The organism is Streptomyces sp. NBC_00557 (assembly GCF_036345995.1).
In the GTDB taxonomy this organism is placed as follows: Bacteria; Actinomycetota; Actinomycetes; order Streptomycetales; family Streptomycetaceae; genus Streptomyces.
The window spans coordinates 1,675,473-1,696,970 of the sequence record NZ_CP107796.1; the positions used below are offsets into that span (position 1 = coordinate 1,675,473).

The 21,498-nt window shown below is 71.0% G+C and carries 16 protein-coding genes and 1 pseudogene; 9 read left to right on the forward strand and 8 right to left on the reverse strand.

Going from position 1 to position 21,498, the window contains the following annotated elements:
• Positions 1-161: 161 nt before the first annotated feature.
• Positions 162-722, reverse strand: coding sequence for a DUF5994 family protein (locus OG956_RS06690; RefSeq protein WP_055495849.1), 561 nt, complete (start codon positions 720-722; stop codon positions 162-164).
• A gap of 354 nt (positions 723-1,076) precedes the next feature.
• On the opposite strand from OG956_RS06690, the gene OG956_RS06695 reads away from it, so the two are divergent.
• The 3 genes from OG956_RS06695 (at position 1,077) to OG956_RS06705 (ending at position 4,144) form a co-directional block, all read left to right on the forward strand.
• Complete coding sequence (locus OG956_RS06695) at positions 1,077-1,769, forward strand: DUF5994 family protein (RefSeq protein ID WP_330337012.1); 693 nt, start codon at positions 1,077-1,079, stop codon at positions 1,767-1,769.
• 123 nt (positions 1,770-1,892) lie between these two features.
• Positions 1,893-2,756 carry a slipin family protein gene (locus OG956_RS06700; RefSeq protein WP_330337013.1) on the forward strand — a complete coding sequence of 288 codons (864 nt, stop codon included), beginning with the start codon at positions 1,893-1,895 and terminating at the stop codon, positions 2,754-2,756.
• Positions 2,757-2,875: 119 nt separating this feature from the next.
• On the forward strand, positions 2,876-4,144 hold the full coding sequence (locus OG956_RS06705; protein ID WP_330337014.1) for an ATP-binding protein: 1,269 nt from the start codon (positions 2,876-2,878) through the stop codon (positions 4,142-4,144).
• Positions 4,145-4,182: 38 nt separating this feature from the next.
• Here the strand turns inward: OG956_RS06705 and OG956_RS06710 are convergent, their stop codons facing one another.
• From OG956_RS06710 to OG956_RS06725, 4 genes are all read right to left on the reverse strand, one after another.
• The gene (locus OG956_RS06710; protein ID WP_330337015.1) at positions 4,183-4,668 is read right to left on the reverse strand and encodes a DUF5994 family protein; all 486 of its coding nucleotides are present in this window, start codon (positions 4,666-4,668) and stop codon (positions 4,183-4,185) included.
• Between the two features lie 284 nt (positions 4,669-4,952).
• The gene (locus OG956_RS40215; protein ID WP_443065538.1) at positions 4,953-5,480 is read right to left on the reverse strand and encodes a hypothetical protein; all 528 of its coding nucleotides are present in this window, start codon (positions 5,478-5,480) and stop codon (positions 4,953-4,955) included.
• 6 nt (positions 5,481-5,486) lie between these two features.
• A complete protein-coding gene (locus OG956_RS06720) occupies positions 5,487-6,026 on the reverse strand; it encodes a DUF5994 family protein (RefSeq protein ID WP_330342763.1) in 540 nt (179 codons plus the stop codon).
• A 188-nt stretch (positions 6,027-6,214) separates the two neighbouring features.
• Positions 6,215-7,192 carry a magnesium transporter CorA family protein gene (locus tag OG956_RS06725; protein ID WP_330337016.1) on the reverse strand — a complete coding sequence of 326 codons (978 nt, stop codon included), beginning with the start codon at positions 7,190-7,192 and terminating at the stop codon, positions 6,215-6,217.
• Between the two features lie 1,238 nt (positions 7,193-8,430).
• Here OG956_RS06725 and OG956_RS06730 point away from each other — a divergent pair.
• From OG956_RS06730 to OG956_RS06740, 3 genes are all read left to right on the forward strand, one after another.
• Positions 8,431-8,691 (forward strand): hypothetical protein, encoded by a 261-nt coding sequence (locus tag OG956_RS06730; protein ID WP_330337017.1) that lies wholly within the window; start codon positions 8,431-8,433, stop codon positions 8,689-8,691.
• Between the two features lie 74 nt (positions 8,692-8,765).
• Positions 8,766-9,041 (forward strand): hypothetical protein, encoded by a 276-nt coding sequence (locus OG956_RS06735; protein ID WP_330337018.1) that lies wholly within the window; start codon positions 8,766-8,768, stop codon positions 9,039-9,041.
• Positions 9,042-9,165: 124 nt separating this feature from the next.
• A complete protein-coding gene (locus tag OG956_RS06740; protein ID WP_330337019.1) occupies positions 9,166-9,723 on the forward strand; it encodes a DUF5994 family protein in 558 nt (185 codons plus the stop codon).
• 738 nt (positions 9,724-10,461) lie between these two features.
• On the opposite strand, the gene OG956_RS06745 is transcribed toward OG956_RS06740, so the two are convergent.
• Both OG956_RS06745 and OG956_RS06750 read right to left on the reverse strand, forming a co-directional pair.
• Positions 10,462-11,253, reverse strand: a complete 792-nt coding sequence (locus OG956_RS06745) for a transposase (protein WP_330337020.1) — start codon at positions 11,251-11,253, stop codon at positions 10,462-10,464.
• A 607-nt stretch (positions 11,254-11,860) separates the two neighbouring features.
• A pseudogene (locus OG956_RS06750) lies at positions 11,861-12,116 on the reverse strand (PhzF family phenazine biosynthesis protein); the annotation flags it as partial.
• Between the two features lie 222 nt (positions 12,117-12,338).
• Here OG956_RS06750 and OG956_RS06755 point away from each other — a divergent pair.
• From OG956_RS06755 to OG956_RS06765, 3 genes are read left to right on the forward strand one after another with little or no spacing between them, the layout of a single operon-like run.
• On the forward strand, positions 12,339-12,758 hold the full coding sequence (locus tag OG956_RS06755) for a hypothetical protein (protein WP_330337021.1): 420 nt from the start codon (positions 12,339-12,341) through the stop codon (positions 12,756-12,758).
• A gap of 13 nt (positions 12,759-12,771) precedes the next feature.
• Positions 12,772-13,713, forward strand: coding sequence for a hypothetical protein (locus tag OG956_RS06760; RefSeq protein WP_330337022.1), 942 nt, complete (start codon positions 12,772-12,774; stop codon positions 13,711-13,713).
• Positions 13,714-13,735: 22 nt separating this feature from the next.
• Positions 13,736-17,146, forward strand: coding sequence for a CHAT domain-containing tetratricopeptide repeat protein (locus OG956_RS06765; protein ID WP_330337023.1), 3,411 nt, complete (start codon positions 13,736-13,738; stop codon positions 17,144-17,146).
• Between the two features lie 24 nt (positions 17,147-17,170).
• Here OG956_RS06765 and OG956_RS06770 read toward each other — a convergent pair whose 3' ends face one another.
• A complete protein-coding gene (locus tag OG956_RS06770) occupies positions 17,171-21,472 on the reverse strand; it encodes a CHAT domain-containing protein (RefSeq protein WP_330337024.1) in 4,302 nt (1,433 codons plus the stop codon).
• Positions 21,473-21,498 lie beyond the last annotated feature (26 nt).

Genomic DNA, 21,498 nt, shown 5'->3' on the forward strand with positions numbered 1-21,498 from the left:
GAGGTCAGGGTCTCCATGCGATCATCGTGGCTCGCGGTGAACAGCTGAATCACGATCACACCGAAGACGATCACCGCGAACAGCACACTCACCGTCACGAAGGTGCCCATATCTCCCGCACTCCTACTGCCGTGGTGGGCCCGTGACCGGTGACCGGTCCGTCAGGAGTGCGTGAGGCGGGGTGGGGGGGCGTCGTGTCCGCCTTCGGAGTCCCAGACCGCCTCCCGGAGCGAGTCCGAGTCGGCCGCTGCCTCTGCCGCGGCCCGGAAACGTTCGGCCTCATGGATCAGGCCGGTCGCCGTGAGGCTCCGCGACGGGTCGGTGGCCGTGGCCATGAGCCGGGCTGCGGTGGCAGGGGCTGTCTCCGGTGGGATCACCAGCAGGTCCCAGCGGCCGAAGGTGTGGGACAGCAGCAACAGCTTGTGCGGGTCCTGCCCGGCGTTGGACCAGCCGACGCGCACCATGTGGCCGTGCGCGGGCACTTCACCCGGGATGACCGGCCACAACGTGCGACTCACCGCTATCCGGGTGATCCGCCCCCACAGCGGGTCGAGACATTCGACGAGCGCCGGGAGCTCCTCCGTCAGGTTGCGCGAACGGGGCCACCAGGCACCGTCGATCAGGGCCGGAGGGGCGCCGGCCCGCGCCAGCGTGAGTCGGAGCGGTGACGAAGAAGGGGCCCGGTCTCCGACTGCGGGTGTGAACGGAATGGTCGCGGTCATGACGCGGACCCAACCCCGGGCCGGTCACGGCCGGCCCGGTTGCCATCAATCGCCGAGAACGACCCGGCGTGGAAGCCGGTGTACGAGATGCTCTCGGTAATCACCAGGATACTCCTCGCCCGCGCCCGGCGGACCGATGCGGAGCGAGGGGTTGAACGGAACACGAGGAAAACCTCCCGCGCAATACAGCCAAGGAGTGCCGGCCAGGGCATGCGAGCCGTCGGGCGTGAGACCGGTCCGGTAGCCGGCGTACGGCGTGCCCCGGCGCCCTCAGCCCACTTCCCGCCGGTATCGACAGCCGCTTCACCGAATGCGGCGGCGTCTCCACAACCGCCCCGGCGTGTGCGGAGTACCGTGGACAGCACCGAGGGCATTTCGCGCACCGGCTTCCACGCCGGGTCGTCCTCGGCGAGAGACGAAACCCGGGGCGCCGCCAAGGCGGCCCGGAGACGGGTCCGCATCATGCCGGCGACCTTGCACCAACCCCTGCCACAGCACGAGCCCGTCGCAGCCCCGGCCGCGCGTCTCGCGATGAAGACCGACGGCCCGTCGCGCGGCCTCCTGGACGGTGCCTGGTGGCCCCGCTCCCGGGACCTGCTGAGCGAGCTGCCCGCACTGACCGATGTGCTGGACCCTCTGTGGGGCCGCATCACCCGCATCGCCGTCAACCCGAAGTACTGGCCGGTCATCCCGCACGAGATCCCCGTGGGCGGTCATGTCGTCAAGGTCGGATGGTTCACCCCGGAGATCGACCCGCACAAGCTGCTGCTGCTCTCCTACGGCACCGGCCGCTGGGACCTGCTGGTCATCCCGCCCGAGACCGAGACGGAGTCGGCGGCCCGCCTGATGGCGGCCGCGTCCGACTACGACGGCCCACCGCTGACCGCAAGCGCTCTCATCGCCGCGGACGAGACCCGGCACGCCATCTCCGCCGCCGACCGGCCACTCGAACCCGACGAGGCAGGGAAGCACGAGGAGGACGGCCCCGCCTCAGCGGCCGTTCCGGCAGGGACGGATCGTGCCAGTCGCCTGGTCATCGGCATGTGAGACGGCCGCCCCGACCGGTGCCTTCCCGGGTTTCGGCCCTGCCTCGCGGACGGGCGCAGGCACATGCAGGGGTCTCGACCGGCGGATCCCCGCCCCCGTGGTCCTCGTCCCGAGGAGCAGTACATGCAAGCCCTGATCGTTCTCATCGTCGTGATCGGTCTTCTGGCCGTCCTGGCCCTCGCCCTGTCCGTGAAGGTCGTCAAGCAGTACGAGAAGGGAGTGCTGTTCCGCTTCGGCCGACTCGTCGGAACACGCTCCCCGGGGCTGCGGTTCATCATCCCGTTCGTCGACGCCCTGCACCGGGTGTCGCTGCGGGTCGTCACCATGCCGATCCAGTCCCAGGGCATCATCACCCGGGACAACGTGAGCGTGGACGTGTCGGCGGTCGCCTACTTCCGGGTCGTCGACGCCGTGAAGTCGGTCGTCGCCGTGGAGAACGTCAACGCGGCGATCAACCAGATCGCCCAGACCACCCTGCGGAAGGTCGTCGGCCGGCACACGCTCGACGAGACGCTGTCGGAGACGGACCGTATCAACCTGGACATCCGCCAGATCCTCGACGTCACCACCGTCGACTGGGGTGTGCAGGTCACGCTGGTCGAGCTCAAGGACATCCAGCTGCCCGACACCATGAAGCGCGCCATGGCCCGCCAGGCCGAGGCCGAGCGGGAGAAGCGAGCGAAGATCATCAACGCGGAGGGCGAGTCCCTGGCCGCAGCCGCGCTCGGCGACGCCTCGGACACCATGATGGCCCACCCCCTGGCGCTTCAACTGCGCAATCTCCAGAGCCTGGTGGAGATCGGTGTCGACCAGAACACCACCGTCGTCTTCCCGGCCCCCCTCATGAGCACGATCGGCGAGCTCGGCTCCTTCCTCGCCCGGGAAACCGCTGCCGCCGCACCCGCCGCGGCAGCGCCACCGGCCGGCACCGGCCGCACCGACACGTCCCTCAGCCCGGCAGACAGCGCGTCCGGCACCGCGGCGTGAAGTTGGCTACGGCCCGAGCGATCCGTGGCACCAGGGAGGATTCGTGACCGTCGCCTGTCGCGCGCATCCTCCGGGCACCGGCTGATGATGGGGGTACGGCCGAACACGCGGAGCTGATCATGACGGGTTGGCGGGTCAGGGACTACACCCAGGACGATCTCGAAGCGGTGATCCGTGTCGACATGCAGAGCGGCACGACCGAGGAGCCGCCGCTCTTCCCGCTCTCGGACGCCGTGACGGCCCTCCAGACCCGCCACCCGGCCGTGGTGGCCACGGCCGACGACGTGCTGATCGGCGCCGCGGTGAGCAGGGTGGAGGGCGAACGGGCATGGATCCTGCGCATCTGCATGGCGCCCGGCTGGCGGCAGCGCGGGCTGGGGAGTGCCCTGATCACCGCCCTTGAGCAACGGCTCTTCGCCGCCGGCGTCCGCGCGGTGCACGCCGTCCTGCCCGAGGGCGAGACCGGTGCCACCGCCCTGCGCAATTGCGACTTCGGCGCCCGCCCCGGGCTGGTCTTCTTCGAGAAACGCGGTCCGGTGACCCCGCAGTCGGCCGGCACGCTGTCCTCGCTCGGAGCGGAGCTGCCGCCAGGGGGGCTGTGGCAGAAGGTCGCGGGCATGCAACGGGAGAAGCAGCTCATCGAGCGGCGCCTGGTCCTGCCGCTGGCCCATCCCGAACTGGCCGCCCAGCACGGAGTGGAACTGCCACGGGCGGTGATGCTGTTCGGCCCGCCCGGGACCGGCAAGAGCACGTTCGCGCACGCGATCGCCAGCCGCCTGGGATGGCCCTTCCTCGAACTGTTCCCCGCCCGTCTGGCCGCCGAGTACGGCCTGGCGACCGGGCTGAACCGGCGCTTCGACGAGATCGCCCGGCTCGACCACGTCCTTGTCTTCATCGACGAGGTCGAGGAGGTCGCCGGCGAACGCGGCGGCGCGGACGCCACTGCTGTCGGCGTCGTCAACGAACTGCTCAAGGCGATCGTCCGGTTCCGAAGCCAGGACGGACGGCTGCTCGTCTGCGCCACGAACAACGTGACCACGCTCGACTCCGCGTTCCTGCGGCACGGCCGCTTCGACTACGTGCTGCCGATCGGCCCTCCCGACCACACCGCCAGGACCGCGCTGTGGGAGAGCTACCTTGCCCGAGCGGGCGCGCGGGCCGACAGCGCGGTACTCGCGTCCGCCAGCGAGGGGTTCACCCCCGCCGACATCGCCCACGCGGCGCGCACCGTCTCCCAGGCCCAGTTCGAGCGCACCTTCGACACGGGAACCCGGACCACCCCCAGCACCGACGACTACCTGGACACGATCCGCGACACCAAGCCCACGGTCAGCGCTGCCATGGCCCAGGACTTCGCCCAGCAGACGGAGGAGTTCGCCCGCATCTAGCGTCCAGGCCGATGGGGAGTCGATCTGCGACGGACGTGTCAGGCCGGCGCAGGTGGCGTGTCGCTGCCCGTATCGATGAGGATCTGCCTGGCCTCGGTGACGTTGTCGGCCCGTACGGCCCTGGCCATCGCGGCGCGTGCCGCATCGGGCGACGTGTCCGGAGGGACCAGCAACAGAGAGAAAAGGTCCCCTTCGCCTCGGGTGATGAGGACGGTGTCGTCACCGACCGGGAAGGAGTCGATGTGCACGACCCGGTCGTCGACCACCACCCGGGTCGGCAGTCCGTCCCAGGCACTGCCGTCCAGACCGACCCGGGTGACAGGTCCGAGGTGCTCGGTCAACGCGGAGATCAGCGAGGGCAGCTCCGCACCGATGTCCCGGGACCGCGGCCACCATGCGCCGTCCAGGATTCCCTCGCGTGCGTGTGTCGTCTCCAGCCGCAGCAGGGCCGTCCCGGGGTGCACCGACCGGTGGACGGCGTCCGGCAGGAGCCTGGGGAAGTCGGGGGTGTCTGAGTCGGCCATGGTGTCCGCCCGTCCGTAGAGAGCAGTGCGACCGCAGGGCGTGCGACCACGATACGGCCCTGCCACCTCACCGTACTCCGCACGACGCTCGCGCGAGCGCCTCGCCGCAGGGCGCGGTTGCGGAAACACGCAACGGCTCCGGCGTATACCCGCCGGAGCCGCCCTTCCGGGTCACTGCACGTGAGCGTGCGCCGACCCGCTTTCCAGGTTACGTCAAAGGGATTAATCCGCCATAAGCAATCCTCGCGAGGGTTCACTTCGGTCCGAGAAGCCGACGCGGCGGTTCAGCCACGCCCTTCCTCTTCCGTCTCCATCTGCCGGATCCCCTGGTGCGTCAGCGTGATCATCGCGGGCGTGTTGCCCCTCTCCCAGTCCACGACGACCCAGCCTTCGGCAGCCAGGTACATACAAGCAGCGGCCATGTCCTGCTCAGGGATACCGAGCTCGGTGCGGAGCTTCGCCCCGTCGATGCCCAGGAGGCGATTGCCCTCGGCGGCCTGGTACAGAGCCTGCATGATCCTCTCGCGGTACGTCTTCCGGTCTCGCAGTATCGCCATGACGCGCCTTCCTCTACTGCCCACGGTCGGGCCGAAGTCGATGTCCTCCGCAGTCGCCGTCGCGGTGGGGCGCGTCGGAACGGTCGCGTCCACCGCCGGCCGACCGTGCCTCCGGGGCCGGCGCCCGATCCCCGGCAGAGCATCGCTGTAGTGGAAGGCAGCGATCCGTTCGGCGTGCTGGCCGTTGAGCCGGTGGATCAGAACGACTCCGACGGCGATCAGGACGAGCAGCACGGCCACGGCGATGACGAGCATGGGATCTCACCTCCGCCGACCGGCGGGCGAAGGCCCTGCCGAGCCGATGGGCCGGGGTGGGAACGACGACGGCCGGCCTGCTCCGCCGTCGGTCTCCCACGCTTCTTCCCCGATCCGGGCGTCGATCCTGTCTGCCGCTTCCTCCCGTGCCGGGGCCTCGGTGCCGTCGCCCGTCATCAGCTGCGCGGCTGCCCCCGCACCGGTTTCCGGCGGAATCACCAGGACGTCTCGGCGACCGTCGGGTAGCGAGAGAGTCAATCTGTGCGGATCCTGGGCCTCGGTGGACCAGCCCACCTGCACGGTACGCCCGGCGACGGACACCCAGTGCGGGATGACGGGCCAGTAGGCCGGGTGCACGGTGACACCTGTGACGCGGCCCCAACGCTCGCCCAATGCGGCAGTCAGGGTGGGCAGCTCACGCGTGAGGGCACGGGAACGCGGCCACCAGATGCCGTCCAGCCCGCCCGGTGCGGGCGTCAGGGACAGCCGGGCCGGCTGGGGCGGCGCGCGCCTGCTCGATGTCGTACGGTCAATGGTCACGGGCATGGCGCGGACCTGTCCCCGGGCTCGGCTGCGGCCCGGCATTGTCGATCACCGGAAACGGCACCCGCAGCGGAGCCGGTGCGCGAAGAACTCCCGGTGTCTTCAACACTACTCCGCTCACCGGTCCGAAAAGCCCGGGATGACCAGGCAGTTTCCTGCCTTCAGGACCTGGTCGCCGGTGCCGATGCCGGTCAGAGCCAGTCCTTGCGCTTGAACGTCAGATACAGCAATGCGGACAGGAGCACGATGACGGCGGCGGAGGTGACGAATCCCGACTCGCGGCCGAAACCGGGATAGGGGAGGTTCTGGCCGTAGTAGCCGGTGATCGCGGTGGGTACGGCGATGATCGCGGCCCAGCTCGTCACCTTCTTCATGATCAGGTTCATGCGATTGGCCTGGACCGAGAGGTTCGTCTCCATGACCGAGGCCACCAGGTCCCGCAGCGATTCCGTCCACTCGGTGGCACGCAGCACGTGGTCGTAGACGTCCTGGTAGTACGGGGCGAGAGGGTCGTTGATCAGGTGCAGGCCGGGGCGCATGAGGGTGTTGACCACCTCACGCATCGGGAGCACGACGCGGCGCAGCTGGACGAGCGACTTACGCAGTGCGAAAACCCGGCGCTGCACGGCTTCGATCTCACGGCGTCCGGCCGCGAAGAGCAGGCCCTCCAGGTCCTCGATGCTGTCGTCCAACTGTTGGACCGCGGCGAAGTGCCCGTCCACGAGATGGTCGAGCAGACCGTGCAGCAGGAATCCGACGCCGTGGCCGGCCAGGTCCGGGCTCTCGTCCCAGCGGGCGACGACGTCCTCGATGTCGAGGCCGTCGTCCTTGCGGACGGTGATCATGGCCTGGCTGGTGAGGAATACGGCGATCTCGCTGTACGTCAGTTGCGCACCGTCCGGGCTGACGGTCACGGCATAGGCGCTGAGGAACTCGTGGGTGCGATAGCGGTCGAGTTTCGGCCGCTGTCCACGGTGAGCGGCATCCTCCAGAGCCAGTTCGTGGATGCCGAACTCCTGGCCGATCATGGTGAACTCGGCAGGCCCGGGCCGGTACAGGTCCAGCCACAGGACCGACGCCGGATCAGCCAGATGCGCGGCGACATCACTGGCGGGAAAGTCCTCCAGGACGAGAGTGCCGTCGTGATACAGCCGGGTGCGCGTCACCATGGCCCGAGGCTAGTGTCTTACACCCAAATCGTGCCGTTTTGCCTCAACTGCCAGTGCGGCAGGTTTGCCGCCGCGGACCGCCTGATCGAGGCTCCAGGCAGCGACCTGGACAACGGGCTCGGACGACTGCGCCACGCCATCCCCTCCCCTCGCCGACGAACCGCTGCACACCCTGTGCGACCGGCTGTCCGGCTGATTGCCACCCGGCAGCACCGACGGCGCTGCTCACGCCCCCACAGACAGCACCAGCACGCGGCACAAGCCGGGTGGTCCGGCCGTGTGGGTGTCGTCCTCGGCGCTCCGCCACCCCCACGACCTCAACGTCTCAGCCATCCCGGCGTCCCGGGCTTCCACCCATCTGACTCCGAGCGCGGCGCCGTGGTCGGCGAGCAGTCACCGCTGGAGGCGCCGGGCGAGGTTCCGGGCACGGCCTTGGTTCTCCCGACGCACGCGGGAGGGGACGACGATCCCGGAGACGACGAAGAGCCGCCCGGGGCGACGCGGCGGAGCAGGCTCTCCCGAACGTGTCCGTCGAAGCCCGCCCGCCAAGGACCGGCGCCGCCCACGGGAAAGCCGTAGGCGTATCCGGTCAGGACCGTGACCTCCGCGATCAGCAGCGAGAACCCGGGGCGTCGTGCGTCGGCCTCGAGGTGTCGCAGGAAGGCGGCACGCGCCTCGTTCCACGCCCAGGGGCCGCGCCGGAGACCTCCGCGTACAGGTCACCCAGCTCCTGCAGGTGGTCCTCGACCTGGCCTCGCGTCAGCGGGCGGAGGCGTTCTCCCTCGTGGGGCGAGGATCCCCGCTCCCGCACCGGTCCGCCCGGCCTGCGCGTGCGCGACCTGCCCGGTGCCGACCGGGGCACGGGGAGGTCCGAGGTCGTCGGGAGGAGCATGTGCGCGCTCATGGATCGAACCCTGCCCCGGGCGCGGACACCCGGCGTCGCCGATCACCGAGAGCGGCACCGGTGTCGGAGCCGGTGCGCGGCATGCCCTCGGTGTCTCCACCGTACTCCCGGCCGGTCCCGCCACGGTGGCACGGTGGCGGCCGACGACGGCGACAACCCACTCCGGGCGAGCGCCGGTCTTCCGCGAGGGGTCGGCCGTGGCACGCTCGCTCCCTTGCCCGGCATACCCTTGAAAAGGGGGCTACCGCGGCGACGCGCCGCAGCCCCGGGCCGTCGACGGGCGTCGGGCAGTGGCCTCAGCGGTGGTCGCACCCCCACCTGCCAGGAGGTCCGTATGACACACGAGCCCTTTCCGTCCGAAGGCCACGCCGAGGTCCGCATCGTGGCCGCGACGCCAGAGGTCGCCCGGCGCGTCGCCGAAGTGCTCCGGCGCTGCTTCGCCTCGACCGAGCAGCGCAGCTATCCCGTGGGCCCCGCAGGAGGGACCCGCCTCCACATCACCCTCGACACCGCTCAAGCGGCGGAGCCCGCACTGTCCTGGCTCACGACCAGCGCCTCGACAGAGCAGACACAGCCGCACGCCGACGAGGTGTGACCCGGATCCGAGCGGCCCGGGGATCCGCCGTCGCCTCCGTCCCCGCGCGGCCGTCGAACCGGAGAACGACAGCCATGACGAAACTCCGCGAACGCAAGAACAACCGGAAGGCGGTCCTGCGATCCCTGTACGGGGCCGTCGAGCACAACCGCCCCGAGGTCAACGGTTCGGCGCTGCGCGCCGAGCTGGGCCTGCCCGACGAGGATCTCTCCGCCGCCTGCGCCTATCTGGCCGACGAGGGCCTGATCAGTGTGGACTGGACATCACACCACACCCCCGCCACCGTCGCGCTGACACATGAGGGCATCCGTCTGATGGAGGAGCAGGAGGAGGAACAAAGAGGAGCATGAGGATCGGGCGAAGCCGGAGGAGGCACCGCCGGACGACTGACCCGTCCTCTTCTCGCCCGTCCTCTTCTCCTCGTCCAGAGGTAAGCTGACCGCACCGAGAACTTTTCGCGCAGCGCGACCGGCGGTGCCGTTCCCGGCGAGCGACGAAACGGGCAGTCGTCCGACGACTCCCGGGACGGAACCGCACGAGGGAACCCGACGGAACACCGGCCGAAGGCGCTTCCTCGGCCCATGCGCACACGTATCGCATGCCCACGCCTCGCCTGGCCTCACCCCGGACGTCCGCCACGGCCCGCTGGACGGGACCTGGTGGCCGCGCTGCGCTGCACTGGAGCTCGAACTTCCCTCGCTCGCCGGCTCCTTGGAACCGGACCCGGACATGACGGTACGGGTCACCGTGGACCCCGCCGAATGGCCCGACACCCCGCGCAGCGTCATGGCGCCCGGACGGGTGATCGCCGTGGAGCCGGCCGGCCCCGGAGGCGAGACGCACGTCATCTCCCTGGACTGCGGCTCCGTGGGACGCTGGGTGCTCCTGGTCGTCCCGCCGGATGAGCCGGCCGGAACAGCCGCCCGGCTGCTGGCCGCCGCGGCCGACCCCGAGAACCCGCTCACCGCGGCCCGCATGCTGGCCCTCTCCGAGACCGATCGCCTCGGGGACACGACAGGGGAGGCGGAATGAGGCACGCCGGCCCTGGGGCGCCCACGGCCGGCACCCTCATCCCGCCGTGCCGCCCATCCCTACGCGAGCCGTTGACCGCGCGAGGTGGAGCGCCCGCACTCTTCGAGGAATACCCATCGTCCGCGCACACGGCGAGCTGGACAGGCAGACGGTAGCGCCCCTGGCCCGCGCTCCGGCCGAAGCCCGACCAGCCATGCCCGGCACTTCGCATCCGCGTCGGCGAGAAGCTGGTACCCCCTAGGCCAGGCGGCGGCAGGCATCCCCTCAAAGACCTCCCGGAGGCATTCAACTTTGCAAAAGCGAATGACATGGCCTGCTGGTCGCCGAGGTACGCGGGACGCATCTACCGCAGGCGTGTGTCATCACTACGCCCTCGCGTCAAGTGCTCGGTGGAGGAGAGCCCGGGGGGGTACCGTGCCACCGCCGGAGCTGCAGCACACCCGCCCGGAAGCCCCCGCCGGCCGCGCCTGTAGGGGCTTGCCTTCGAACGCACCTCTCACCGGCGCTCTCACATGTCTGTCACCAACTACGTCGACTTCCCCGAACCGCGATGCCCTGACCTGCTATCATACGCCCGGGCTGGACTGGCGTAGACGCCCCTGGACGGTCTCTACAACCTGTGCCATGTGGTACCCAGTGAGGGACCCAAGATCAGGACCGGAGCGTCTTCTGGCCCGTCAAAGCGGTATTGCAGGGTGTTCGGGGGTGTCTCACTCACGCCCCAGACCCTCTCACGTCTCACGACTGCCCCTGTAACGCAGGTTGCGACTGCACAGGTCTGACCAGGTGAAAGACCTCCCGGGCCGCGTAGCGCTCGAGGCTTCGGACTATGTCGCGCCGGGTCTTGCCCTCCTTGCTGCGGCGTTCGCAGTAGTCCTGGGTGCGCGGGTCGACGCGCAGGCGGGTCTGCACGATCCGGTGCAGGGCCGCGTTCGCTTGCCGGTCGCCACCCCGGTTGATGCGCCGGTAGTGCCGACTGCCCGAGGAACGCTCGACGGGGCTGACGGCCGAGTCCGGACCGATGCCCACTACCTCGAGCAGCTGCGGAGTGTGGTGTTCCACCAGCCGGGTCAGGCGGCCTTTCAAGTGCTGGACCTCTTCGCTGAGCTGTCCAATGCGCCGGGCCAGGAGTCCCAGGGTCACGTGGGTGGCGTGGAGCATCGATCCCTCGCCGGCCTCGTCGTTCAGGCTGTTGTCGGCGAGCCCTGCGCAGGTGCGGAAGAGCTCTGCGTTGCCCAGCCCGGCCAGTTCCTCCCTCAGCTGCGGATGTGCACGGATGAGGACGGCCTTGAGCTGGTTGATCGCCTGGGTGCGGGCCTTGACCGCCGAGTCCTTGGCCGGCTTGTACATCCGGGCGATCTCCACCGGCCCGTCGCCCGCCTTGGCCTGGGCGCACGCCCGCCCCCTCAGCACCGCCCGCGCCGCGTTCTGGGCATCAAGCGGGGTCCGACTTGCCGCGCCGACGGCGGTCAGGTAGCGGGACAGGGCCGCACCGAAGGAACCGGTACCTTCTACTCCGGCCCGGCGCACCGTACCCGGCGGCTTATCGCTAGCCGGCACCGGGCCGTGCGGACGGTCAGAATCGTGAGGACGCCTTTCCGGCAAGCCCCTATCGAGACACGCCCGGTCAGCCCGAGACCAGCAACGCACCGTCCCCGGCCGGTGGTCGACACAGTGTGAGCAGGACACTCCGGTCAGGCATCTCAGGAGTCAGACCCCGCCGTAGGACAGCACCCACCCATTGTTCTCCGTCTAACCGGCTTGCAGCCACGTCGGCTCGCTCGTTCGGACGAAGTGAGTCGAAGCACCGGCCGCCTACCAACCGAACTGGCACCATGCCACCGTCGCACGTCACTTCGAGTCCAGGGCGGGCCATTGGAATGGCGGGTCAACGAGCGGCAGCTCTCGGTGCTGCAGTGGGTGGAACCCGGGCCCCGCACGGCACGTACCCCCTCGGATGACGACTGTGGAAGGCCGCCTATGTCGACGACGACATGGACAAGCTCTACCGGCGCGCCCAGGAAGAGGACTGAATTCAGCCCATCCGCACCCCGCTTACGGCGCAGGACCCGGCCGAGAAGCCTGCTGGAGAGGCGCTTTGCGACGCAGAGCTGCCCCTGAAAGATTTTGAGGGCCTGAGGGTGGCCCTGACCGTCCCGCCCTCCTCGGTCACCTCCACCGGCACGGTGCCGGCGCGCGTGGCGAACACCAGCTTCCCCGGGCCCGGTAAGGAACGCGGACTCCGAGTAGCCGAGGTCGGCGGCGATGGCCAGCATGTCGCTGTCGTCCAGGGCTGCGGCGTCCAGAACGACGCCGGCGGGACTTCCGCCGTCGGGGACGCTGGAGAAGGCGGTGTATCGCAACACCCCGGGCTGGGGCGCATTCGTCGTCATGCTCGCAGCAACCATGATCGGCGCGCGGCTATTTCCGCGGGGCAGCCGAACCGCAGGAGCCGCCGCAGCTTGCCGAACACGGTCCGGTCACTGACGCGGAGCCCATGGCGCCGATTTCCCGTCCCATCCGATCCGGCGGGATTGTCGCGTTCGGTACGACATGCCGGCGCTCCTCTGGCAGCCCCTGTCGACGAAGGCATGACGAGGAGAGCGGGGGCAGGGATGGATGAGGTGGTCCTCGACGTGGCCCGGGCCATCCGGCCGTATCTTCCGGGCCTGGTCGGAGAGGACGCGCCGCGGTGGGACCTGCGGATCGTCGCGCTGCTCGACCGAGCACGGGACGGCGTGGACGTCGGCGAGGCCGTCCTGGAGCTGCTCGGCGAATCGCCGGCGACGCTCGCATGGGCGGCGTCCGTGCTGGAGGACGAGCGGCATCTGCCTCCGGACCTGCAGCACAGAGCCGTGCGCTCGGGGGACAAGACGGGATATTCCCCGCTGGCCAATCCGCACGGCGGCGATCCCGTGGACGCCCAGCGGTACCTCTGTCCCGAGGACGGCGCCTACGCGTGGTGGCGCACGTCGGTGGGGCAAGAGATACCCGAGTGTCCCGATCACCCGGGTGTCAGGCTGGTCGCGAGTTGAAGGCGTACTGAGCATGGGGACGTTCTGGTCGGGGGTGGGCGGCAAGCTCGCCGAGCGCTGGGCCACGGTCGCGTTGCCCGCCCTGATGTTCTGGCTGGGTGGGCTGCTCGCCTGGACACGCGCCCGAGGCGGGCCCCACGCGTGGGAGGCACCCGCACACTGGCTCGGACGGCAACCCGCCGGTGGGCAGGCGGTGGTACTGCTCGCGCTGCTCTGCGCCGTCGGCGCCTGCGGAGTCGTCGTCGACCGGTTGACCGGACCCGTCCTCGCACTGCTGGAGGGCTATTGGCCCGCGCCGCTGCGGCCGGTCCGCCGACGGCTGGTCCGGCGGGCGTCGCGCAGGGCGCGCGCTGCCGGGGAGGAGTTCCAGTCACTCGCCGAGGCGATCCACGATGGCAGCGCTACTCCCGAACAGCGCGAACGCTACACGTCCGTCGACAAACGCCTGCGGCGCCTGCCCACCGGGCCGCGCATGCTGCCCACGCGGGTCGGCAACGTTCTGCGGGCCGCGGAGACCCGCCCCATCGACAAGTACGGGCTGGACGCGGTGGTGGTCTGGCCCTGTCTGTGGCTGCTGCTCCCAGACACCGTACGGGCCGAACTGACCGCCGCTCGCCGGTCCTTGGACACCTCGGTCGGCGCCTGCGTGTGGGGACTGCTCTTCCTCGGCTTCACCCCCTGGACACCGTGGGCCCTGCCCGCCGGGCTCGCCGTCGCCCTCTCCGCGGTGTTCGTATGGGTTCCGGCCAGGGCCGAGGTCTTCGCCGACCTGCTGGAAGCCTCCTTCGACCTGCACCGGGGCGCGCTGTACGCCCAGTTGCGCTGGCCGCTTCCGGCCAATCCCGCCGAGGAACGCGTCACGGGGCGCAGGATCACGACGTACCTCCTGCGCGGACTCGATGGGACGAGTCCGACGTTCACCAGTGCCGAGCCCCCGAACCCGCCGACACCCTAAAGGTCAGGAGGACCGACGAAGGATGACGGAGAACGGCCCGGCCGACCGGCTCGCCGCCCTCATCGGCGCCGGCACCCTCGACGAGGCGGAGCAACTGGTACGGCACCACGGCGAGTTGACCGACCACGCGAGCATGGACCTGCTGCGGGAGTGGGAGGAGCGGGCGGTCGACGCCCAGGACCGGCAGACCGCTGATGTCCTCTCCTTCCACGCGCGGCTGCTGTACCGCTGCCGTGTCGTCGGCGTGGCCGAGACCTTCGGGGAAATCCGGGGACACCCCACGGGAGTCACCGACACCTGGGAGACCGCCCTCGCCGCCACTGCCGCCTTTGAGGACGGCGGTAGCGGGACCGAACGGGCACTTGCCGAGGAGGCATGGCGGCGCGTCCTGGAGCTGGTGCCGTACGACGCCGACCGTGTCTCCCCGCAGGCGCGCACGGCTGCCCTGGACGGACTGGCCCGTCTGCTGTTCTCCCGTCTGATGACGGACACCGAGCCGGACGGACCCACGCTCGACGAGGTGGTGGCGCTGTGGCGCCAGGCTGTCCGTGAGGCCGCCGATCCCGCGGAGGCCGCCGGTTACCGCACCAACCTGGGCGCGGCCCTGGCACGCCGCTACGAGCTGAACGGCGACCTCCAAGACCTGGCGGAGGCGGTCGAGGCCTTCACCGCCGCCTCGCGGACCCCCTCGGCCGAGGCCCTCACCCGGGCCGGCGCGTTCACCGGGCTGGGAAACGTGCTGATCGCCCTGTTCGAGGCCAAGCAGACCGCTGCCGACGCGGACGCCGCGGTGCATGCCCTGCAACAGGCCGTGGACCTCGTTCCCGAGGGCGATCCGGCGCGGGCCGAGTTCGTCAACAACCTTGGCCTCGGCCTGCTCAACCGTTACGAGGCAGCCGGCGCGTTCGAGGACCTCGACCGCGCGGTGGCGGCCCTGGAGAGCGTGGTGGACGCCTTCGACGAGGACGCCCCGCAACGGCCCGGTGCACTGGCCAACCTCGCCAACGCCCGCCTCCAGGCGTACGAGAGCGGTGCCGACGCGGCCGACCTGGAGCGCGCCGTCGACGCCGTGGAGCAGGCGCTGTCCCACCGGGAACTCACCCCCGCCGAACGGCCGGGGTGTCTCAACACCTACGCGGGCTGCCTGTTCGCCCGGCACACCCGCAGCGGCGACCTCGACGACCTCGACCTGGCGATCGACGTCGGCGAACAGGCGGTCGAGGCCACCCCTGCCACCGCACCCGAGCGGGCCATCTACCTGGACACTTTGGCCTCGGCCCGACGGGAGCGCTTCCTGCGCACCGGCGACCCCACGGAGCTGCGCCGTGCCGTCGGGCACGCCGAGCAGGCGGTGGGAATGACCGGCGCCGACGCCACCGAACGAGCCCGCCGCCTGGCAACGCTCGCCGGCTGCCTGGCGACCACACACGACGGGGAACGCATCCGACCGGACCTGCTGGACACCATCGTGGCTCGTTCCCAGGAGGCGTTCGACCTCACCCCGGACCACTCCCCGCAGTGGTGGCTCCACGCAAGCAACCTGGCCGCCGGTCTGCTCGACCGCTACGAGACGCGCCGGGACCCGGCAGACCTCGATCGCGCATGTCACCACTACGAACGGGCGATCGCCGCGGTCCGGCCGCGCAGCCCCGAGCTGGCCGCCCTCTCGTACAACCTGGCGGTCGGCCTCCGGTTGCGCCACGACCGCGGCTCCCACATCCGGGACCTGCGCCGGGCCGTGGAGGCGCTGCGCCGCGCCGCTCGGATCGGACTCGTCCACAGCCCCCAGGTCGCGCTGCTCGCCGCCCGTACCCTGGGGGACTGGACCGCCGAATGGGAGGCGTGGGACGAGTCCGCCTGCGCGTACGCCATCGGGCTGAAGGCCATGCACCAGCTGGTGCGCGCGCAGACCACCCGGGCCCAGCGCGAGACCTGGCTGCGCGAGGCACGGCGGCTTCCGGCCCGAGCGGCCTTCGCCATGGTCAGTGCCGGGCGGGTGCCCCAGGCCGCTGCCGGCTTCGAACACGGCCGGGCGCTGGTCCTCTCCGAAGTCCTGGAACGCGAACGCGTCGACCTGTCCCGTCTGCGCGCCCAGGGACACGAAGACCTCGCCGACCGCTACCAGTTGGCCGCGCAACGCGTCACCGCCCTCGAACGAGCCGCTCCCGGCGACTCGCGCCACCCGTTCACCGGGCCGGCAGCACCTCGCAGACGGGACGCCCATGACGCGGCGCGGAAGGAACTGGACCAGGCGATCACCGCGATCCGTGCGACCGGCGGCTTCTCCGGTTTTCTGCGGAATACGGACTCCCATAGTCCGGCCCGGCCCCCGGACGGTCCGGCCGTGGTCTACCTGGTGACCGCTCCGGTCGGCGGTCAAGCCGTCATCATCGGCGATGATCTCCGCACGGTCCCACTGCCTGCGCTCACGGAGGCCGCCGTCGCGTCCAGGGCCAGCGACTTCCTGGCCGCCCAGGCCACGCGCTCGGCGTCGGCCGCCGTGTGGGAGACCTGCCTGGACGACGTCACGCGATGGCTCTGGGACGCGGCCATGGCACCCGTGCTGACGGCGCTCGACGGGTACGAGCACGCCGTTCTCGTGGCCGCCGGCGAACTGAACCTGCTGCCGCTGCACGCCGCCTGGCGGCCCGCGTCCACGGCGAGCGGCCGCTGGTACGCCGTGGATCAGATGCTCCTCACCTACGCGCCCAACGCGCGAGCCCTCGACGTGGCCCGCCGACTCGCCGCCGAGGCCGATCCGACGAGCTTGCTGATGGTCGACGCCGTCGGGTCCCAGTCGACCGCGGATCTGCCTGCGATCAGCCATGAGGTGAACGCGGCCCTCGGCTGCTTCCGCCACCACCGGCGACTGACCGGCCCCGACTGCTCCTTACCCGACGTCCTGGCCGCGATGACGGAGCATCACGTCCTGCACTTCGCCTGCCACGGCCTCGCCCACCTCGATCATCCGCTCGACAGTGCACTGCTCCTGGCACAGGGCGAACTGACCCTGCGTGACGTGCTGGAACAGCGCCTCACGTCGGTGAGGGTCGCCGTGCTGTCCGCGTGCGAGAGCGCGCTGTCGGGCACCGTCCTGCCTGACGAGGCCGTGGGACTGCCGACCGGCCTGAGCGAGGCCGGCGCAGCGGGGGTGGTCGGCAGCCTGTGGCGTGTACCCGATATCACCACCACCCTCCTCGTCTCCCGCTTCTACCAGAGCTGGCGGCAGGAGGGACTGGAGCCCGCGCAGGCACTGCGCCGGGCCCAGATCTGGGTGCGCGACAGCACGAACGGCGACAAGGCGCACCGCTTCCCGGACATTCCGGAGGTGACCAGGCCGGGGATGCCCGCACTGCACCGCCGCTTCTGGCAGAAGGCCCGGCCCCACACCGGCCCCGCCCACTGGGCCGCGTTCACCTACACCGGCATGTGAACGGCGGGCGCCCCGCGCCACGGCTCACTCGCCCACGTACACGAACGCGGCCCAGCAGGACGGCGAACGGTGCGCCCGCGCCCGCTCCCACAGGGGCTTGGCTCCGGCCGGCACATGGTCGCCGCTCAGTTCCCCGATGCCGGGGCACATGTCGCGCTTCACGCCGTTCGGCGTGTCGCGGACCCATTGCTGCGCCCGTCGCAGTGCTTCCGGCGGATCCAGCCCGTCCGAGCGCCACAAGGCGTAGAAGCGGGCCATCAGCACCATCGTGCTCAGGTCGGAGACGGCCCACAGCGATCCGACGACACCCGCCGCACCGGCCTGGAGCAGCCCGGTGGGCAGGCTCACGACCTCGTCGGGCAGATCGACGCCGGGCACAGCGGTCTCGCAGGCCGACAAGACGGCCAGCCGGGCGTCGAGCGGGCTGCCCCTCAGCAGGTCGCGAAGGGTCAGCGGCTCGTCGCCGGCGAGCAGGAGCCCGCTGGCCAAGGGCTGGTCGACCTTGGCGAAACCATGGCAGGCGAAGTGGAGTACAGGGTAGTCGCCGAGCGCGTCCCGGACGGCCGTCAGGGTGGCCCGGTCACCGCCGAGACTGCACGTGCGGGTGAAGTGGCCGAGAGCCTCCCGCACTTCAGGGCCGGCAGCCAGCAGCGGCCGCGCGGACACCGGATGGGGGTCCTCCACCGCCAGCAGCCCCTCCTGGCTGACGGTGGCGGCCCGCTCCGCAGCGGCGACGCGGGCGCGCGCGTTGGGTACGCAGGTCAGCAGCAGATCGTCGAGTGCGTACCGGCGCCCGGTCGGCGCCGACGCGTCCTCGCGCCAGGCGGCGTGCAGCGGGACCAGGCCGAGCAGGCCCGCGGGCACCAGCACCGCCCGGCCGGCGGGCGCCAGGGTCGCGACGACGGGCTCCATGACGGCGTCCCAGAGCCATCGCGTGACCTCGTCCAGACGGTTCTCCCAAGCGATGGGATCGCTCGCTCGCGCACCGTACGCCCTCAGATACGACTCCACCCGGGCGCGCAGTGACTCCTCGGTCAGCGACGGCAACCAGCGCACCTCGACGTGGTCGCCGGTGACGAGCAGGGCGAATCCGGTCCGTTCCGCCGCCGCCAGGTAGACGAGCGGGGTCGTCGCGGCCGCCCGAATGTCGTCGAAGCGCGGCGGGTCGAGGAACCTTTCGTAGCCGTCGACCCGCCGGATGGCGGTGATGGCGGCCTCCAGTTCGGCTCGGGCGGCGCGCAATGCGTCGGTGACTTCGGGATCATGAGCCGGTACGTGGTGCGCCGGCGCCGGGCCTGACCCGTCTGCCGAGGCGAGCGTCTGGCGCTCCAGTGCCGCCAGGGCCGCACTGCCACGCCGGTAGCGTTCGACGAGGTCCGCGTGACCGGTGGCGCTGAGCTGTTCCAGCCCGACCCGGCCACGTTCGAGCGCCTCGGAGAGGAGCAGGGCCCGGCCGCGTTCGAGCGCCACCGCCGCCCCGGTCGCGTCACCGGTCCTTGCCAGCGCATGGGCGGCGGCCACCGCTAGTCCCTGCGCATCACGCAGCCGCGACTCCTTCGTCGCGCGGGTGAGCTGCGCCCGGAACAACTGCTCCATCGCCCGCAGGCCGTAGCCGTACGCTTCCGCCGCCTCGCTCCAGGCTTCCCGCCGGGCGGCCCACCTGCCCCACGCCATGCTGTCGGCGCGGGCGAGGTCCGGACACATGACCAGCCCGGCGGTCACGGCCCGGCGGAACAGCGCTCGCGCCTCGTCCCGGTCGGCCGCGTGGCCCACCACGTCGACCTCGTACCGGCAGGTCAGCACACGCGCCAGACTGCTGGGCAGGAACATCCGGCCGTGCACGCTGCCCTGGTCCGCCTCGATGCCACCGCGCAACAGTGTCGCGGCCTCGTCGAGATCTGCGGGGTCGCCCGCGCTCAGGAAGCTGTCCCGCAACGCGCGAGCCAGGAGGTGGGTGGCGTTGGGATAGGACGCCGACGACGGTGGGACGAAGTCCAGTCCCTTGCGGGCCAGCCCGATCGCTTCCTGGAGGTGTGCCCGGTCACCGGTGTGCCGATGACGGTCGAAGAGGGCGACGGCGAGACCGCTGAGAGCCACTGGGAGAGCCTCGTCAGGGGAGTCGTCCTCGAGTGCCTCCCGCCACTGCGCGATCGCCTCGTCCAGGTCGGACAGCGCGCCGCTACGGGTGTACTGCTGGCGCAGCGCGACACCGAGGCCCGTCAGGTGCAGCCATCGGCCGGGAGTGCCGGGTGGTGAGAGGGCTAGTGCGGCGCGGGCCACTTCGACGGACCGGGCGAGATCGGCGAGGTCGCCGTCGCGGAAGTAGCGGTCGCGCATGACCATGCTGAGCGCGCCCAACGCCGCATCCCGGAAGTCCGTCCCGGGCGGGGAGAGCGCCACGGCCTGCTCGATGAGCGTGACGCTCTCGGTGAGGTCGTCAGGCCGTTGTGCCAGGTCGTAGCGGGCGTTCAGTGCGTGGCCCAGCCGAAACAGGGACCGCGCGCGCTCCGGGACCGTGGCGGGGGTGAGGGTCAGGGCCTCGCGGGCGGCCTCGATGGCGTGGTCGAGGTCGGCCGGCCGACTGGTGGCCTCGTAACGGCCCTGCAACGCGGAGGACAGCTCTCCGAGCACAGCGGCGCGGACGGGGGACGGTTCCGGCGTGTGGCCGAGCGCCTCGCGGCCACGGGCGATGGCGTCGTCCAGGTCGGCGAGGTCGCCCAGTCGCTCGTACCGTACGGTCAGCGCCGCGGACAGTTTGCACAGCACCGTGAGCCGGCCGGCGGCGTCGGGCGGTGTCAGCTCCTCGGCCGACCGCAGTGCCGCCAGGCCGGCCTCCAGGTCACGCAGGTCGCCGTCGGCGAAGTGCCGGGCCCGCCGGTAGTTGCTCAGCCGCAGGAGGAACCCCGGGCGTAGTGGTGAGTCGGGCGGGAGGAGGGCGGTGGCCCGGTCGGCCAGTGCGATCGCCTCGTCCAGGTCTTCCCGGTCACCGCTCTCCACGTGTTGCTGGTAGAGGCCCTCGGCGAGCGTGGTCAGACAGTCGGCGACAAGAGGGGAGTCGGGCGGCAACACGGCCGCGGCCTGCCGGTGCGCGTCCATGGCCTGGGCGCGGGCCCGCGGATCCCGGACCCGGTCGTGGTAGCTCCACAAGGCGTTGCCGAGCAGGGCGAGGACCTCTCCCCGCCATGTCGAGGACGCGTCGGTGGACCGTGCCGTCTCCTCGGCATGGCGCAGCGCGAGCCGGAGAGTGTCGCCGTGGCCGGTCCGCCCGTACTCGGCCAGCAGCCACACGCCGACGGCCACGCGCTCCCGCGCCGGATCGAACCGCATAGAACCGTTCGGCACGTCCACCACGAGGTGCTCGTCGTGCTCGTCGTGCTCGTGGCCCTCATGGTCCGCGTGGCCCGCATCGTCCGCGTCGTCCTCGTCGGCCTGCGACAGACGTACCTCTCGGACGCATCGCGCCAGCCGGGGAAGATCGACCACGCTGTCGACCGGGAAGATGCCGTGCAGGTGGTTGAGCAGGCGGCGGAGGATGTCGATCGCTCGGCGCAGCTCGGCGTCCGTGCCGGTCGCCAGCAGCAGGAGGGTTCGCTCCGTGTCGACCGCGATGATCCGTGGCCTCGGGTTACCGGTGAAGATGTCGAGGGCCTGCCGGAAGGTGGCGCGCGCGTGCGAGGCGTTCTCCTCCGCGTTACCCCGCACCCGCTCCATGTGCGCCCTCGCCATGTCGTTCATCGTGATGGCCCACAGGATCGGCCGGGCGGTCCTCGACTGCCGGGACAGGGACGCCTGGAGCGCCGCGAGCGCGTCCTCGACGTTCTGGGCGCGATCGCCCGTGCGGTCGTCGAGCAGGGCGTCACCGAGCATCGCCTGCAGCGAGCGCCAGACCTTCGGCGCGCTGTCCGGCGAGGCCGACTCCAGGGCATGCCGGATGCGCGCGATATGCCCGGGCGGGTCGTCGGCGGCCGTGGGCGCCTGGGACAAAGGGGCAAGGGCAGACCGCAGTTCGGCGGGGAGGTCGTCGCCACTCATCTCGGCGATCGCGGCCTCGACGCCGGTGTGGCGGGCCAGCACCAAGAGGTCGAGGTACTGGCCGTAGAGGCGCGTCCCGGCGGGGTTTCCCTCCTTCCGCAGCCCTTCGGCCAGATACTCGAGGAGTTCCACACCGGTGTCACTCAGCAGTTCGGGGTGCTGGTCGAACGCGCGCCGGACGTCGTCCCAGCCTCGGGCGAACGTCAGCTTCCGTATCGCGTCGCCCAACTCGTCCCAGGCCGAATCGACCGGTTTCCCGCTGTGAGCGGCCTCGGAACTGTGGCGAAGTGGCACCAACTCAGCGTACAGGCGCAGTCGCG

Bases quoted from the DNA above. Each gene is read 5' to 3' on its own strand.
- OG956_RS06690 (WP_055495849.1), bottom strand. From the start codon at position 722: ATGACCGCGACCATTCCGTTCACACCCGCAGTCGGAGACCGGGCCCCT.
- OG956_RS06700 (WP_330337013.1), top strand. From the start codon at position 1,893: ATGCAAGCCCTGATCGTTCTCATCGTCGTGATCGGTCTTCTGGCCGTC.
- OG956_RS06705 (WP_330337014.1), top strand. From the start codon at position 2,876: ATGACGGGTTGGCGGGTCAGGGACTACACCCAGGACGATCTCGAAGCG.
- OG956_RS06710 (WP_330337015.1), bottom strand. From the start codon at position 4,668: ATGGCCGACTCAGACACCCCCGACTTCCCCAGGCTCCTGCCGGACGCC.
- OG956_RS40215 (WP_443065538.1), bottom strand. From the start codon at position 5,480: ATGCTCGTCATCGCCGTGGCCGTGCTGCTCGTCCTGATCGCCGTCGGA.
- OG956_RS06720 (WP_330342763.1), bottom strand. From the start codon at position 6,026: ATGCCCGTGACCATTGACCGTACGACATCGAGCAGGCGCGCGCCGCCC.
- OG956_RS06725 (WP_330337016.1), bottom strand. From the start codon at position 7,192: ATGGTGACGCGCACCCGGCTGTATCACGACGGCACTCTCGTCCTGGAG.
- OG956_RS06730 (WP_330337017.1), top strand. From the start codon at position 8,431: ATGACACACGAGCCCTTTCCGTCCGAAGGCCACGCCGAGGTCCGCATC.
- OG956_RS06735 (WP_330337018.1), top strand. From the start codon at position 8,766: ATGACGAAACTCCGCGAACGCAAGAACAACCGGAAGGCGGTCCTGCGA.
- OG956_RS06755 (WP_330337021.1), top strand. From the start codon at position 12,339: ATGGATGAGGTGGTCCTCGACGTGGCCCGGGCCATCCGGCCGTATCTT.
- OG956_RS06760 (WP_330337022.1), top strand. From the start codon at position 12,772: ATGGGGACGTTCTGGTCGGGGGTGGGCGGCAAGCTCGCCGAGCGCTGG.
- OG956_RS06765 (WP_330337023.1), top strand. From the start codon at position 13,736: ATGACGGAGAACGGCCCGGCCGACCGGCTCGCCGCCCTCATCGGCGCC.